The 16,378-nt window shown below is 59.2% G+C and carries 14 protein-coding genes; 5 read left to right on the top strand and 9 right to left on the bottom strand.

Going from position 1 to position 16,378, the window contains the following annotated elements:
• Positions 1–429: 429 nt before the first annotated feature.
• Entirely contained in the window at positions 430–1,317 is an 888-nt protein-coding gene (locus P3T21_RS09275) for a hypothetical protein (protein ID WP_429255636.1), read from the top strand.
• Between the two features lie 48 nt (positions 1,318–1,365).
• On the top strand, positions 1,366–1,758 hold the full coding sequence (locus tag P3T21_RS09270; protein WP_429255635.1) for a cupin domain-containing protein: 393 nt from the start codon (positions 1,366–1,368) through the stop codon (positions 1,756–1,758).
• Positions 1,759–1,949: 191 nt separating this feature from the next.
• On the opposite strand, the gene P3T21_RS09265 is transcribed toward P3T21_RS09270, so the two are convergent.
• Entirely contained in the window at positions 1,950–3,887 is a 1,938-nt protein-coding gene (locus P3T21_RS09265; RefSeq protein ID WP_429255634.1) for a bifunctional sugar phosphate isomerase/epimerase/4-hydroxyphenylpyruvate dioxygenase family protein, read from the bottom strand.
• A gap of 559 nt (positions 3,888–4,446) precedes the next feature.
• Here P3T21_RS09265 and P3T21_RS09260 point away from each other — a divergent pair.
• A complete protein-coding gene (locus P3T21_RS09260; RefSeq protein WP_429255633.1) occupies positions 4,447–5,061 on the top strand; it encodes an HAD family hydrolase in 615 nt (204 codons plus the stop codon).
• A 656-nt stretch (positions 5,062–5,717) separates the two neighbouring features.
• Complete coding sequence (locus P3T21_RS09255; protein WP_429255632.1) at positions 5,718–7,877, top strand: hypothetical protein; 2,160 nt, start codon at positions 5,718–5,720, stop codon at positions 7,875–7,877.
• 244 nt (positions 7,878–8,121) lie between these two features.
• Here the strand turns inward: P3T21_RS09255 and P3T21_RS09250 are convergent, their stop codons facing one another.
• From P3T21_RS09250 to P3T21_RS09240, 3 genes are all read right to left on the bottom strand, one after another.
• Entirely contained in the window at positions 8,122–8,442 is a 321-nt protein-coding gene (locus tag P3T21_RS09250) for a DUF4148 domain-containing protein (protein WP_429255631.1), read from the bottom strand.
• A gap of 400 nt (positions 8,443–8,842) precedes the next feature.
• Positions 8,843–10,420, bottom strand: coding sequence for an aldehyde dehydrogenase (NADP(+)) (locus P3T21_RS09245; protein WP_429255630.1), 1,578 nt, complete (start codon positions 10,418–10,420; stop codon positions 8,843–8,845).
• Entirely contained in the window at positions 10,417–11,058 is a 642-nt protein-coding gene (locus tag P3T21_RS09240; RefSeq protein ID WP_429255629.1) for an isochorismatase family cysteine hydrolase, read from the bottom strand. Before P3T21_RS09240 ends, P3T21_RS09245 begins: the two co-directional genes overlap by 4 nt.
• Positions 11,059–11,348: 290 nt before the next feature.
• On the opposite strand from P3T21_RS09240, the gene P3T21_RS09235 reads away from it, so the two are divergent.
• Entirely contained in the window at positions 11,349–11,846 is a 498-nt protein-coding gene (locus P3T21_RS09235) for a winged helix-turn-helix transcriptional regulator (RefSeq protein ID WP_429255628.1), read from the top strand.
• A 105-nt stretch (positions 11,847–11,951) separates the two neighbouring features.
• Here P3T21_RS09235 and P3T21_RS09230 read toward each other — a convergent pair whose 3' ends face one another.
• The 5 genes from P3T21_RS09230 to P3T21_RS09210 all read right to left on the bottom strand — a co-directional run bounded on the left by P3T21_RS09230 (position 11,952) and on the right by P3T21_RS09210 (position 16,308).
• A complete protein-coding gene (locus P3T21_RS09230; protein ID WP_429255627.1) occupies positions 11,952–12,389 on the bottom strand; it encodes a YciI family protein in 438 nt (145 codons plus the stop codon).
• Positions 12,390–12,597: 208 nt separating this feature from the next.
• Entirely contained in the window at positions 12,598–13,290 is a 693-nt protein-coding gene (locus P3T21_RS09225; protein ID WP_429255626.1) for a phosphatase PAP2 family protein, read from the bottom strand.
• Positions 13,291–13,479: 189 nt separating this feature from the next.
• Entirely contained in the window at positions 13,480–14,082 is a 603-nt protein-coding gene (locus P3T21_RS09220; RefSeq protein ID WP_429255625.1) for a phosphatase PAP2 family protein, read from the bottom strand.
• Between the two features lie 457 nt (positions 14,083–14,539).
• Positions 14,540–15,286: an SDR family oxidoreductase gene (locus tag P3T21_RS09215; protein WP_429255624.1), complete on the bottom strand. Its 747-nt coding sequence runs from the start codon at positions 15,284–15,286 to the stop codon at positions 14,540–14,542.
• A 38-nt stretch (positions 15,287–15,324) separates the two neighbouring features.
• Entirely contained in the window at positions 15,325–16,308 is a 984-nt protein-coding gene (locus tag P3T21_RS09210; protein WP_429255623.1) for an aldo/keto reductase, read from the bottom strand.
• Positions 16,309–16,378: the final 70 nt, after the last annotated feature.

The raw sequence follows: 16,378 nt of genomic DNA, 5'->3' as shown, positions 1-16,378 counted from the left end.
ACTGCGGGACGGGAGGGGCTGTAGCGGGGCTTCAGAAAACGCAAAATAACGCACGCTTAGCCTGGAGGGCCAGCTCGGCGCGGGCTTCGATCTATCGCGCGGCTAAGGCGTGATTCATCTGGCGTGCATGCTTGATCTCGTCGCTTTCCAGGGAGATCGAGGTCTTGGCGATCGAGGCGTGAGGCGGATTGTCCCGTGCGGTCGTCAGTCCCGCTCCGGGGGCCTGCCTATGGGTGGCATAGGTGTGCCTCATTCAATGGGCACCAACCGCCCTGTGCCACTCGCCTGGGTTCTTTCTCGTCTCGATTATCATTCGGATACCATATTGTCAATGGAGGATCGGGGTAGTGATTTTTGCGTATGGAACACTTAAACTTAGCAATGCATATCAGATACGCAAGCTGCTTGCATCACTACACAGGAAAAGACATGCGCTTGACACTTGCAACGGAGTACCCGAATGGAGCCTTGCCTGGTGAGGCGATGTCGGCTCTGGCCACACTGGTTCGGGAGGCTGTCGGAGATGAGTTGACGATTAATTTGTTTTTCGAAGTAAAGCAATGCCTCTGCGGGATTGGCGATGGTTCGGATGTTCACTGTGATGGCGGAGCTGTCTTTGGCGCATCACTGTCTCGGCACGCAAGCGAGTTTGAGCTCGCCGCTATCCCCCGCGGAACGGGGCGGAGCGACTCGGACCAGGATGCCCGGAGGTACCGTCGCATCTTCGAAGATTGCCTGAAACGGGAGGGTTTTCGGCTGATAGCCGCCGTGCCAATGCCCTCGACAGGCCTGTGGAGCTCATGTGAAATCGATAGCGAGGCGACCCTTGCCGCCATGCGGGTTCGAACGTACGACTCGTTGTCCAGCCGAGTGTTTTCGTCTATGGGCTGCACCGCCGTGCGGATGCCATTTGCCGGGTTACCTGCTGCGCTCGAAGGCGGACAACTCGATGCTGTCCTGTCCTCGGGGGATGGCGAGGCAGGCGCCGCACTATCGCGATACTTTGGTCACTATCTGCCGCTCGCCTATAGCACACCGCTTTGCTTTCTCATTGTGCGGGAATCGAGCTTTAGCGCAATGTCCTGGAGAGCGCAGCGAGCGTTGAAACGGGCCGGACGTGAAGTCCAGTTCCGGTACTTCTCGTGCCAGCAGGCACGGGAGGAAAGCAACCTGAGAGCGATTCAGGAACGCGGTGTCCGGGTAGGGTGCAGTCTTCCCCAGCACGCCATGGCATTGCTGGAAAGAACAATGGAACTGGTTCGGCGTCGCTTGATTGCAGAGTATGCACTTGCCGACGTGCTTGTTCCGATTGCCTGATTACCTTTAATGGATTACCGAACCAAAGTTCTTTGATAGGAGATTGTTATGCTGAAGCCTCATCTTGAGTTTGTCTCGCTGGACTTGAACGAAGGCTGGAGCGTACCTCCCGGCTATCCGGAAGGGATCGAGGAAAAAGTTCTTTGTGGATCACTTTCCCCCGAGACCGCTACGGGCAGCAGAACTCGACTGCTTCGTTTCGCGCCCGGGATCTACACCACCGCACCGTTTGTGCACGAGTACTGGGAGGAGGTCTATCTCGTGCAGGGGAATCTGACCGTCGGCAACGATGCGAATGGGAACGGTGGAGCGTCTTTTGGCCCGAACACGTATGCATGCCGACCGCCTGGCGCATTTCACGGTCCGTTCAAGTCGGAAAACGGCTGCATGCTGCTCGAAATCCACTACTACGCGAAAGACCACGCTGTTGCGGGGTTCTGACTCCCGATCAAGCCGACGCTCGGGGACCCCGGCGTCGCATTTCGCGGACGCCGACAGGGACCAGCATCGTGGGCATCAGTAGCACCCGGGTCTAGATCGCTACGGCCTCGATCGAAGCCCAGGCCACACACGCCGCAGACTAAACGTACGTTATTTTCGTTTTTCGAAGCGTCCCGGGCCGGGCGACGCCATCAATCGGTGCTTTGAGCCTGTGAAGCCATCCGTGCTGGCGCGTTGGTGGCGCCGTATCCATCATAGGCATTCACACGCTGCACGACTTCGAAGAAGAGGCCGTCGTTGACGCTCTCGGTGTAGATGTGGAGATAGTCGCCAGCCGGCGAACGATCGAACAATACCCCGGCACTTCGCATCCGCGCCAGCAGGCCTTCATCAAGATCGATGCGCGTGAGCAGATCGTCGTAGTAGTTTCCGGATATCGGCACGAAGCGCACGCCGTTAGATCTCATACGCGTGACGGTGTCGAAGATGTCGTGGCAGTTCAATGCAATGTGGTGAACCGTTACACCGCCGCCGGCCGCCACCGTGCGTGCAGTGCGCGTCCTCTGACCGGGCGAAACGTTGAGCACGAGGCGCATGCTGCGATCCGCATTCGCCACGCCGCGGCTGCGAACGAGACCGAACGGGTCGGCCAGTTCGAGGCTCTCGCCCGGCTCCAGACCCAGCACCGCGCGCGAGAACAGAATCCACGTATCCAGCTGATCAACCGCGAGTCCGAGTGCGACATGATCGATCTGTGCCAGACCCGTGTCTCGCGCCGTGCCATCGGGCTCGTCGTCGAGTACAAAATCGGCCTCATACAGCCCGTCCGTCCCGAGCGCCGAAGACACGAAGCTGATCAGGCTGCCGCCCGGCGAAATGATTGCGGGCACATGCTGCTCGGACGGTCCCACAGGGCCGTCGTAACGTTTCGAATGCATCGCCGTCGCACGGCCCACCGCGCGTTCAGGGTCCGTGGTGCGCACGGCAATCGCGCATACGGACAGACCATGCGCTTCAAAACTGCGACGCGCAAACGAGTTCGGCTGAGCGTTGAGGATCAGATTGATCTCGCCCTGCCGGTACAGCACGACGGCTTTCGAGCGATGTTTTCCCGCGCGACGAAAGCCCAGTTGCTGCAACAGTGTGCCGAACGCGTCTGCCGAGGCTTCGTCGGCGGCAAACTCGATGTACGCGAGTCCCGCGATATCCGGCAGCGGCGGCGGGCTGTACAGTTCTACACGTTGCAGCACGCGCTGGCTTCGCTCGGCGAACGTCGCGTTGTCCACCTTGCCCTCAGGCGGCGAAGGCTGTTCGAGACGCTGACGCACCTGGCTTTCGAGGTAAAGCAGCGAGCGCATGGCGTCGACGGCAATGCGGCGGTTGGGCGTCTCGCGAAAAACGTCGTTGAAGATCTCCAGCGACAATGGCCCGGTATAGCCCGCCAGCAGCACCTGCTCAAGGAAGTTCGCCATGTCGAATTGTCCCTGACCAGGGAACGACCGGTAGTGCCGGGCCCATTGCAGCACGTCCATCGACAGCAGCGGTGCGTCGGCCATCTGCAGGAAGAAAATCTTGTGCCCCGGGATCCCGGCGATACCGGTTGGGTCGTCTTTCAGCGACAGCGTATGAAAGCTGTCGAGGATAAGCCCAAGGTGCGGATGATCGGCACGCCGGACGATGTCCCACGCGTGTCCGTAAAGATTCGTTGCGCGTCCCCACGCGAGCGCCTCGAAGCCGACTCGCAGGTTGCGCGCAGCAGCACGCGCGGCCAGTTCATGCAACTGCGCCGCTGCGAGTTCCGGGTCGTCGATGGTGAGCGGCGACGTGTTCGAGCAGCACAGCATCATCGATACATCCAGTTCCTGCATCAGGTCGAACTTGCGCTCCGCTCGCTCGAGATTGCGCCGGAACTGTGCCTCCGGCATCCCTTCAAAATCCCGGAACGGCTGATACAGGTCGATCGTCAGCCCGAGATCGGCCACCATCGTCCGCACTTCCGAAGCAGAGCCCTTGTAGTTGACGAAGTCGTTTTCGAAGAGCTCGATCCCGTCGAAGCGCGCGGCCGCAATGGCCTCGAGCTTTTCGGGCAGCGTCCCACTGAGCGATACGGTTGCAATAGTTCGGCGCATTATCTTTTTCAGCTCGATCAATCAAAGGCCGTTCGTAACTGGTTCGCAACGCGTCGGGTCACGGGGCCGTGTTTCAGTGTGTGGGTGCATCGTGTCTGCCGCAAGACCGAGGGGCGGCGCGCCCTTGCAAGTCTAGTCAAGGATCGCGTTTGCCGGACACGTTGTCATTGATGCCTTGCAGCATCCATCCAGGTCTCCTTCGGATGTTTTCGTTAGACGTTCACGCTTCGGCCGCACAGGGTTTGGGGAGCGTGAAAGAGCCAGATTACTCCTGTCGGTCACGTACACAATGCGGCCAGAAGGAAAGTCATAATGCGCTGCCAGCCAATAATGGCAACTTTCCTGTGCTCCCACTCGCTTGTGATGTTCCGGAAACGCATGGGGACTGTGGCCAGTTACGCGTTTGAAAGCGTTGCTGAGGCGCTTTCGGCTCGATAGCCCAACGATTGGGGCAAGGACTTCGGCTCGTCAAGGCACAATAGACACTTCCAGCCGTCTGAAGGCGCATTGCCGGAAGGCGATGTCATTTCCTGGAAGCTCTCAACGCGGGGCCGACAACATGACAGCATCCATCACGCTAGTCCTGTTCGACATGGAGGGCGTACTGTCGCACTACGACCGCTCCGCGCGCGTCGAACATCTGTCGGCAGTATCAGGTCAGGCGCCTGACACTGTGCGTCACGCCATCTGGGGATCGGGTCTCGAAGCACGTGCTGACGCAGGGCTGATCAGCGATGACGAGTATCTGGGCGCATTGGGCGATCTGCTCAGCTGCCACATCACCCGCGACGACTGGCTGGCCGCTCGCCGCGCGTCGATCACACCCAACGCGGAAGTGCTTGCGCTCGCTGCAAGCGTGGCCGAACGCCACAAGGTTGCAGTGCTGACAAACAACTGCTGTCTGGTCACCGACCATATCGGTTTTCTGAATCCGCCAGTCGCGCAACTCTTCGGCCCTCATGTTTATGCCTCCGCTTCGTTCGGCGCAGCGAAGCCGGCGGCTCGGGCCTATCTGGGCTGTCTTGAACAGCTCGGTGTCAGCGCGGACGAAACCCTTTTCATCGACGACACGGACGCCAACGTAGCGGGTGCGATCGATGCCGGCCTTCGCGGATACAGGTTCGTCAGTGCCGATGCGTTGTTAGAGGAGCTGGAGCGTTACCGGTTGATGTAGCCGCGTGCAGGGGACTGAGCGGATCGCGGTATGTGACCCGGTAAGGCGGCAGGCGGGCCATAAGGCGCCAGACTGCCTGTTTGCCAGGACAACACCAGGACTGCCGGCTACAAGTCATAAGAGCTGTATTCTCAGTAATTGCGGATAACGTTTTCCCGATTTGGCCGGTCCCTCCATATGGCTATGGAAGGAAGGTTAAGCTGACGGTCTGCATGCGTGTCGGGGTATCTACTGATGCCCCCTCGCCGGAAAACGATTGACACCTACCGCCTCGGTTGTCTAAATTAACGAAAACGTTTTCCTAAGAAGGGGACACTTTCTTTCGATGACGGGTGCATGCCGGGCCGTGGACAAGTTCAGGGAGATACAGACAGTCCGGATTGGGAGAGCGGGGCTCCATGGCGCGACGCGACGTGGTTGAACCGTACCCTTCGCGAAACTGTTCTGACATGAGCCCACATATCCTGGCATCCGCGACATAGACAATTTGCAGTCCGTAATAAAAACCTCGAGCCTTCGCGGGCACGGCGGTCGCGCACGCGCGGAAATTTAAGCCTTCCCGATGGCAGGAATGTTTCGCCCAAAGAAAGAGCTTGAAGGGTGGTGATACGAAGCTTGTCGTCTTTGACGCAAATTAAATTTAATAGGGAGACAAAATGCATCGACAAAAGAAATCCGCGCTTGCGATTGCGTTCGGTACACTTTCCGCACTCTTTATCGGCGGGTGTGGAGGTAGCAATTCAACAGGGACTACGGCTACGACTCCGCCACCACCCGCGATGGCGGCCAATTCCCTGCAGGCGATAGTCTACGGAGCATCTGACACTAGCGTCCCAGCGGGAGCAGGCGTACCCATTACCATGATGGGGCAAATGAGAGCGCTATTCGACCTTATTAAAAAATCGCCCGATTTCACGCAGGTGGTCATGGATCTTGGCGACGGCAGTCCCGTACATGTGCTCGATACCAACACGGGGGACAAATTCCTGCCCGGCAAGCTGGCCCTCGGCCTGTCATACATACTGATCGATATGAAAACGAGGGGTGATCCGAATTACGCGGATTACCTTGCGACATATCAAAAAATAACGGCCGCGATGATAACGCAGACAAGCGGCACCAATTATCTGTACGCAAACACTTCGTGGGGCGAATACTACTACCTGGTTACGCTCAATAATCTCAAGGCGCACGGTATGCTCAATGAAGTTTTCAGCGACGCCATGCTGGCGACGTTGCAAAACCGCCTGACGTTCTGTGACATGTTTGGCGCAGATGGAAGCGGAAAGACGAATACATGCCCTGCTGCCGGCGTGCCGATCGACATTGCGTCGCTTAACACCGCCCAGAATTACTATGCAGTGTCTTACGGCATTGCCGGACTGAGACAAAAGCTTGGGTGGAGTAATCCGACTTTCGCCTCCGCTACCGATCCGGCTGTGGCAACGATGGGTGCGCGAGATGCGCTGCTTTACACGTTGACGAAACATATCAGGAACGACTCCTCTGGCGGATTTTCTGATGAAGCGTCGAACACTCATACTACCTACTATGATCAGGCGCGTTTCGATCGTTATAGCACCTTGCTCATTGGCGAAGTTGTCGAGCGAAGCATCGAAATGGATAATCTGGCTAACTTAACGCCGGAGTTGAAGGGATACCTCAGGAAATCTGTGGATCTCATACTTCCTCAACTGAATACCGATGGGCAGGGCTTCAACTACGGCCGGTCAATCGGTCCATACGGCGATTCGGCGTTTGTGGAAATCCTGACCGCGGCGGCAAACGCCGGCGTGCTGTCTCAACAGGAAATGCAGATCGCCTATTCGTTCATCTATAAGTCGGCTTATCGCTTTGATACATTCTGGTACGACCCAACATTGCCTACCCCGTCGGTGAATATGTGGGTTAAGGGTCGCGGAACGGATTCCTATCGGGGCAAACCTCGTGTGATGGGTGAAAACTTCAGTCTCCTGCATCAGTACATGTACGTGAATGCCTGGTGGAACAAGCTCGGTTTCGGCGGAAACGCTCCCATGGCCGACACTGACTTCAAGACCTGGCTGGCTGCGTTGCCCCATTACACGCTCACCTGGTACAACGTGCCTGGCGATACCGCTCACCCGTATAGCGCAGCATTGATCACCGTGCGCGATGGAAAGCGCGTCATCAACCTGAACCTGAGTCAGGCACCGGACTACAACTCGTACACGCCGTATTACCCCGTACCGGTTTCCGACAAGTTGACCTATGGAACAACGGATCTCGGCTACGCATTACTGATTCCTCAGGTTTCGTACAACGGGAAGACGTACATTCCCGTGACGTATTACAAGAATCTGAGTGTGCAGGAAAGTAACGGGCAGGTTGTAGTTTCCTTCGATACGACCAGGTTCAGGCAAGCCGTGAAGAATGCGACGTATACGACCGATATCGACCTGCAAGCGCATACGGTGTTGACGTTCGCTCAAGGCACGATCACGCGGACTGACACGTTGAGTTCGGGAACGCTCGCGGGAAATATCGCAATCGAGACTGATTTCACCTCGTTTGCCGATTTCCAGAGCACCACAGCCAACGGCGATGGCGTCTCGGTCACTTATGCGAATAGTAGTGCGACCAGTTATGGCACCACCGGGTTTGACAACTGTGCGCTGTCCAACTTTGACATGGCGGGTGGCGTAACCAATCCGTTGTCAACAACCCCGATCGGTCAGTTGCATTCGAATTTCGCTTGCAAGACAAATCCCTTTGCTCTGAGCGTTGGCACCAGCCGCACCTTCAGCTGGAGCCTCAAATACGCTGATTTGAGTTAATCGTGCAAAAGCGCCGGCCTTCTCACACGGGCCGGCGTTATGTCGCGCCCGCTTTAGTCTTCCTCGATGCCGACGATGAGCTCGCGGTCGACCAGCCCGAGAGCAACGTCCCTGCCTTTGCAACGCCGTCGGCGTCACCAAGGCGGTCGGCGAGCGTCTCGCACAGCGTGGCGAAACGGTTGTCTCGCTGCAGATGAAGCAGCGCTTCATGTTCGAGCGCCTGAGAGCCGGGACGCGGCAGCAGTCAGGGGTGCGCGTACACGGAATCGAGGCCGGCGATGCTCGCTACGGCTTTCGGCGCGCCAGCCTCGGTAGTGCCGGCGGTCGCTGAACCATATGCATTCACCGCGGCGTAATCCTGAGCATGGAGGCGTGCCTCGGCCGCTTCGATATTTCGCGGGTATTGGGTTTCATCGCTAGCTGGGTTGTACCCGGCCTTCTGCAGTTCGATGAGTTCCTGGCGCACGCTCTCGCGCGTCACAGGTCCATTCGACTGGGCGAACGAAGCGAAGGGAGTGGCGAGAACGGCGGTAACAGCGAGCAATTGAAAGAGCTTCATGGTCATACTCCATCCAGGGTTCAAGGTTTCGCAAACAAAGGTCTGCCTGTGACGTCACAGAAACGGGCCGGATCGGTACGAAGAGGACGCGCGATGCATCCGTTTTCCACCGCTCCCACGCACAGTGCGAAAGATGTCTGGCGTTGACTACATTGAAACGCGCGGATGTATCTGGGTTTTGTCAGGAGCACGCCGCTGTGTATTGTTATGTATCTGCCGGCGGATCAGACGCACCACGAAACAAAATGCGGGTCTGGAAGTCCCCGGTTGCGGTACCGGCTTTTCTTCTGCGCACGCGTGCGTGGGCCTGCTACGCGGCTGTGTGTGGGGCGTGTTCGATGCGGAGAAGCCCGCGACCTTGCGGCGCGCAGGTCACGGGCTTGTTTCTCCTGATCGTCAGTCCGGATCAGGCTTTCGAGAGCTCGCCATCGGTGAGTCGCCAGATGCCGCGCGGATTGTCATGCTTCAACGCTTCAGGCAACAGTTCATCCGGGAAGCCCTGATAGCACACGGGCCGCAAGAAACGCTCGATCGAACTCATGCCAACTGAAGTGAAGCGGCTATCCGACGTCGCGGGAAAGGGGCCGCCGTGAATCGTTGCGTATGACACCTCTTGCGGATGCGAGAACGCATTGACGACGATGCGCCCCGTGCGACGCTCAAGAACGGGCAACAGGCGGGCAGCGAGCGCATGATCGGCCGGATCGATCTGCATCGTTGCCGAGAGTTGTCCGCGGAACTGCTTTGCGATGGCGATCAGTTGCTCGACGTCCTTCACACGCACCAGTAGTGCAGCCGGGCCGAATACCTCGTCCGACAATGACGGATCATCGAGCATGCGTGTTCCCTCGACTTCGAAGAGAATCGATTGACCGTCCCACGCACCCTGCGCTCTGCCTCCCGCTGCGATGCGTTCTGCACCCGCGTCGCGCTGCCGCTCTACATTCTTGCGATACGCCGTGCAGATGCCGGGTGTCAGCATCGTACGAGCCTGCATCGCTTCGACACGGGCGATCATCGCCCGCTTCAGGTCGGTGTAGCCAGGACCATCGATAGCGAGCAGGATCGCGGGCTTCAGGCAGGCCTGACCCACGGTAACCAGCATGCGCTCGGTGAAACCATCGCCGATATCGGCGCCGCGCGCAGCCAGCGCAGCCGGAAGCACGAAAGTCGGATTGACGCTCGTCATTTCGGTAAAGACCGGGATCGGGTCCGGACGTTGCTGTGCACGCCGGAATAACGCCATCCCACCGCCTTCCGAGCCTGTGAACGTCACACCCTTGATCAGCGGATGATCGACCAGCGCCTCGCCGATTTCATTGCCGCCACCGCGGACCAGAGAAAACACGCCTTCGTGCAGGCCCGAATCTTCCACGGCCTGCCGGATCACACGGCCCATCAGTTCTGACGCACCGGGATGCGCGTTGTGCGCTTTCAGAATGACGGGGCAGCCAGCGGCCAGCGCCGACGCGGTATCGCCACCAGCAACCGAATACGAGATCGGGAAATTGCTTGCGCCAAAGATCGCGACGGGACCTAGCGCGATCTTCTGCAGGCGATGATCCATCCGCGGGCGCGGTTGACGCTCCGGCTGGGCGGGATCGATCGTTGCCTGGCGGAAGCGTCCTTGACGGACGACGGTCGCGAACTGGCGAAACTGGGTCGCAGACTTCGCGGCTTCCGCCTGGAGTTGTGCGACGGGCAAGCCGGTTTCGAGCGACGCGCGTTGCGCGAGGTTCGGCGTGATGGCGTCGAGTCCAGCGGCAATGCGTTCAAGGAACGCGGCGCGCCCGGCAAGGCTCGAGTTGTTATAGCTGTCGAATGCGTCGTCGGCGAGTTGTGCTGCGCGGTCAACTTCTGCGATTCCGCCAAACGCGAAGGACGGTTCGATCTCGACATTCGTCGCGGGATTCAGCGCCTTCATGCTGCCGGCGGTGGCGGACACTTCCTGCGCGCCAATGAGCAGATTGCCGTTGAGCTTCACGATTTGTCTCCCTGCGATTCAGGAAGTGCGGCAATCAGCTCGGCCGTCGTCAGGATTTCGTGAGCGAAGGTCGGGCCGTTCAGTTCGTGCGCGGCGTGCATCATTTCCCTGGTGTAAGCGGCCGTTGCATCGCGCACGAGCGTGACGTGATAACCCAGTTCCGTGGCATAGCGGCTCGTGGATTCAATGCATGTATTGGCAAGCAGACCGACGACGATCACGTGCGTGATGCCTTGCTGTTTCAGCTGGAAGTCGAGATCGGTGTTGGCAAAGCCGCTTGCGCCCCAGTGTTCCTGGATGACGATGTCGCCTTCCTGCGGCACGAAGTCAGGATGCCATTCGCCGCCCCACGTTCCTTTTTCAAAGGTGTGACGTTGCTGAACGAGACGTTGAGTCGGACTCGGATGATCCCAGTTGTCGTAATCGCCGGGTTGCCAGCGACGATGCGGCACGTAGAAGACCTGGATATCGGCCTCGCGCACGGCGGCGACCGTGGCGCGGAGATTGTCCAGCAGCCGGACGTCGTCGGCGATGGCCTTGATCATCGGAAACACCTTGCCGCCCTTCGAGAGAAAGTCGTTATACGGGTCGACCAGCAACAGGCCGGTGCGCTCCGCGCGATACACAGGGTTAGTCATTTCAGTACTCCAGTCAGAAAGTGCAGGCGAACCGGTTGCGTTTCGCAGGCCGCAGGCGCGCTGCTTTTGTCGGACGATTCGTGACGTCTCACGCATCGCATAACGTGAGTGGAGGATATAACTATGAAAAACATAGTGTCAAGTACGATGCCGGTTTTAGGGCGATTTCGTCGTGATGGTCGGCAGAATGGCGCGAGTCCCGTCAAGCGGCGATGGCCCGCATGTGCGTATGCACGTGCAGCGCGCGTTGTGTTACTATGAAATTAATAGTTATCTCGTGGAGAGCGGTCGTGGTACGTGTCGCGGAGAAGACAGATACGGTATGCCCGGTGGCGCGGTCGCTGGATATCGTGGGTGATCGATGGACCGTCCTGGTCCTCAGGGAGTTGTACATGGGCGCAACGCGCTTCGAAGAGATACAGATTCAGACGGAAGCGACGCCGCAGATGGTGGCAACCCGTCTGAAGTCACTCGAGGCAGATGGAATGATCGAGCGTCATCCGTATAGCGAGAAGCCACTACGCCATGAATATCGTTTGACGGAGAAGGGACGGTCGTTTTATCCCGTCATTCATGCGCTGCGTGCGTGGGGCGAAACCTGGTGCAAGGACGAGAGCGAAGAGATCGCGGTGCGTTTCACGCATCGTCACTGTGGTCACGATGTGGGTCTGGGCAGCGTATGCCCGAAGTGCGGTATCCAGGTTGAACGGAAAGATCTGGATGCGTCGCTCAGCAGCCAGTTTGCGAACGAACGCACAGAACGGCACGCTGCGTTCAAAAGGAAATAGGGCTCTGATCAGCCCGGCGCCCACACCGGGCTGGAAGCCAGCTTCGTATCCGTGATCGCTTCCACAACCGCTTCCACGAAGTGTCAGCAAGCCAGCTATCTCGCGTCAACGAGGCCTGTTCGCTGCGGCTTCGACCTCGGCGCGCAGATGCTCTTCCCTGGCGCGCAACTCGGGCGTGAGTTCTGCACCGAAATCGGCGGCTTCGAACAGCGGGCGGATTTCGATTTCGGAGTCGCCTTCCATGGGGTTAGGGCAGCGCCTGACCCACTCGACTGCCTCCTCCATTGACTTGACCTGCCACAGCCAGAACCCGGCGACGAGTTCTTTGGTCTCCGTGAACGGCCCATCGATCACCGTCCGCCGGCTGCCCGAGAAGTGCACCCGTTTGCCGCGGGCGCTCGGGTGCAGGCCCTCGCCGGCAAGCAGCACACCTGCCTTGACGAGTTCTTCATTGAAGTTGCCCATTGCTGCAAGCAGCTCCGTGCCCGGCATTTTGCCGGCCTCTGACTGGCTCGTCGCCTTCACCATCACCATGACTCGCATTTTCGTCTCTCCTTGAGTGAGTTGCGGGATCCGCACGGCCCGGAAGACGATTCAGAATCGACGGGCGGCTCTGACACTACAACGAATCGGGATGTCGGAAATCGACACCGTCGTCAAAAGACGTGGCGCACGCGGATCCCTTTCCCCGGCGCGTTGCGAGCGCCACGCTCAGCGCAGGAAGCGGTGGTGTTGTCGCAGTCCCGGGTCATCACAATGCTTTTGCGGCCGACTGCGCGAGCTGGAGCAGGTCGTCGAACTGGGTGATCAGCTCAAAACAAAGGAGAAACGCCAACATATAGCTGGGCCCGGGGAACCTGTGAATCGATCGGAGGATGGGCACGGCATAACGCGTTCTGACGGCGTCGCGTGTCATGACCCAGGTGATAGCAATCCCGATCGCCGCCCCCGCAAGCACGTCCGTTGGATAATGGAAGCCGAGATACGCACGCGGCAGGCATATGAAGATCGCGACGTACAACAGCGCGAGTATGCCGACACGGCGCCAGACGAGAAAAATGCCGGTCGCGACCGACATCCACAGCATCGCGTGATCGCTCGGAAAGGAGCTCCAGGTTCGCTGCACGGACTCGCGCACAAAAGCCATTGGAAAGTGCAGGTGCAGGTCGGGGTTATAGATAGGCCGCACCCGAAACGGCAGGTAATGAGCGAGGAGCCTTCCGGTTGCGAGCGACAGAAGGCCGCTCACAATCGTGGCGATGACCATCTCACGCTGCCATTCAGTGCGTTGACTGGGCTGGAACCAGATCCACCACAAAATGGGTACGAGGACGAAACCTTTGAATGTATAAAGACCCGCGATCACCCTGATCGCGTGGTTAAGCACGGAGCTGAGTTCGATTTGTGTGAGGAAAATCTGGATTGCGGTATCGAAACTGTTCATCTTCGGCTTCTCCTCCCGGATTTATAGCTTTAAGAATGCCTGGTCAGCGGAAGCTGGCGCGCGAAGTATGCCACCCCAAAAGTCATAAAAAAGGCACAAAAAAAGCGTTCGTGGGCAAGGGCGGCGAACGGATTTAAGGGTCGGTTGAATCAGACAGCGGCGTAGTTTCACCGCATGGTCAGGAATTCTTCACGAGGGCAGCCAGCCACGATCAATCGGCCACGCGAGCAGTCTGCGGTACAGCATGAGCACCCAGCGCATCACGACAGTGCCGCCCAGCTGCCAGACCGGCATGATGAACAGGAACGCGACGCAAGCGACAGCGACAGCACCCGCCATATCGAACGGGAAATGGACACCGACAAACACGCGCGCCCACGCAACTGCGATACCGGACAGCAGCGTGAGCAAGCCGTACCGCCGCAGACCATCTGACAACAAGGTCAAGGCGACACTCGCGAACACGGTCCCATGGTCGCTCGGGAACGACGAGTCTGTCGCGTGCGGCAAAAAGGTATGGCCGAGTCCGATCATCGACGGTCGGGGATGTTGCCAGACAAGGCCAATGATCTGATTAATGCCGAGAGCGAGCAGGGTGACGCAACACGCGCGGACTGCGGTGCCGCGCTGACGCTCGTCGCCGGAGAGCCATATCGCTACGAGTGACAGCGGAACGAGATAGATGAGGTAATCGGCGATCAACCGTGCCACGTCGATTTGCCACACGGGCGTCGAGGCCGTGGCGTTGATCATCAGAAAGAGCGCCTGATTGAACACTTCGAGTGAATTCATGTCGTGAGTGCGTTGAGGGACGTTTTATCAATGACAGGCAGCCTGGAGCGTTCCACAATCGTCGCGCACCCCATGCGCACAGGCGATGCAACACCCAGACTGCCGCCGGGCGATCTTAGCGGGTGAACCTTATGAAATGCTTAGGCGGGCGCGACCGATGGGATCGTCGCGGTGAACAGTCGGGCTTGCCGGCGGCGCCGGGGCCACAGGCGCGCGGAGCAACCGCGACGCCCGCACGGTTCAGGCGTGCTTCGTGAAGGTGAAGTCGTCGAGGGTCGCGCCAGCGAAGTAGGTGGCGGGTTTGCGATCGATCCCGTACGCGGCGTCGTCGAGCACGAATCCCACTGCGTTGTCGTAAGGTCGCGCCCAGTGATAGCAGGAAAAGCCTGAACACCGGCACAGAGGACGTGCGCCTGCCTCAGAAGAGGGTTGCCCGGGTACCGCAATCGCACCGCAGTTAGAGTTCCTGGCGCGTGGGCCGGAACAGGATCTCGTTCACATCGACTTCTGGCGGCTGACTGATCGCGAAGCTAACCGTACGCGCGAATGATTCGGCAGGGATCGCGTACGCCTGATAGAACTTGTGGATGTTGTCGGCGACATCGGGCTCGGTGATGCTGTCCGGGAGTTCCGTGTCCACCGCGCCTGGTGAGATCACGGTCGTGCGGATGTCATAGGGCTTGACCTCCTGACGCAGCCCTTCGGACAGCATGAGCACGGCACTTTTGGTGGCCGCATAGACGGCGCTGCCGGGCCGCACCTTATGCCCGGCTACCGACGAGACATTGATGATGTGGCCTCCCTTCTGCTGCTTCATGTAGGGTAGTGCCGCAGCGATGCCGTACAGCACGCCCTTGATGTTCACGTCGATCGTCCGGTTCCAGTCCTCGATCTTGAGCCGTTCGAGCGGCGAGTGCGGCATCAGCCCGGCATTGTTGATCATCACATCGACGCGCCCAAAGGTCTGCACCGCTGTGTCGACCAGTCTCTTGACCTCGTCGTAGCGGGTGACGTCGGTGCCCACGGCGACGGCCTTGCCGCCGCCGCGGATCAACTCATCCGCCAGCGATTGAATGCGGTCGACGCGCCGTGCGCCCAGCACAACGCTTGCCCCTTGTGCGCACAGATGTCGGGCGGTCGCCTCGCCTAAGCCACTGCTCGCGCCCGTGATCACGACGACCTTGCCTTCAATGTTGCCGCTCATGGTTTCGATACCTTCTTGTTGCTGCTGCAGCAGGGAGGTTAGCGATCGACGCGCTGCTGAAGGTGCGCCGGGTAGCGGTCGCCCACGACCTTGATCTGCCGCAGTGCTGCTTCGATGGCGGACAGATCGTCAGCCGACAGTTCGACAGCGGCCGCGCCGACGTTCTCTTCGAGTCGATGCAGTCTGGTGGTGCCCGGGATCGGCACGATCCACGGCTTTTGCGCGAGCAGCCAGGCGAGCGCGATCTGCGCCCGCGTGGCGCTCTTGCTGTCGGCGATCTTGCCGAGCACGTCGACGAGGCCCGCATTGGCTTTGCGGTTTTCCTCGGAGAAGCGCGGTACGACGTTGCGGAAATCCGTTTTGTCGAACGTCGTGTCCGCGTCGATCGCGCCGGTCAGGAAGCCTTTACCGAGCGGACTGAAGGGCACAAAGCCGATGCCGAGTTCTTCGAGAGTCGGCAGCACACTTTGCTCCGGCTCGCGCCACCAGAGCGAATACTCGCTCTGCAATGCCGCCACCGGTTGCACGGCGTGCGCACGGCGGATCGACTGCGCGCCCGCTTCGGACAGACCGAAGTGCCTGACCTTGCCTTCCTGGATCAGATCCTTGACGGTGCCGGCCACCTCTTCGACCGGCACGTTCGGATCGACACGATGCTGGTAGAACAGGTCGATGCAATCGGTCTTCAGACGCTTCAGCGATGCCTCGGCTACGGCACGGATGTGCTCAGGGCTGCTGTCGAGCCCCTTGCTCGAGTCACCGTCCTTGAAGCCAAACTTCGTGGCGATCACCACCTGGTCGCGAAAGGGCGCAAGGGCCTCGCCGACCAGTTCCTCGTTGATGAACGGGCCATAGCATTCGGCGGTGTCGAAGAATGTGACGCCCTGCTCGAAAGCGGTGCGAATCAGCTTGATGCCTTCCGACTTTTCAGTGGCCGGGCCATAGCCGAAACTCAGGCCCATGCAGCCAAGGCCGATCGCCGATACCTCAAGACCGCTGTTTCCCAGTTTGCGCTTTTCCATACTCTTTCTTCCTTTGAAATGTCGCAGGTAGAGCTTTGCCGTGAGTCGGGCACTGCGATCACGCCTTCGA

The organism is Paraburkholderia sp. GAS334, assembly GCF_050436625.1.
Lineage (GTDB): Bacteria > Pseudomonadota > Gammaproteobacteria > Burkholderiales > Burkholderiaceae > Paraburkholderia.
This window is presented reverse-complemented; position numbering and strand designations above follow the sequence as displayed.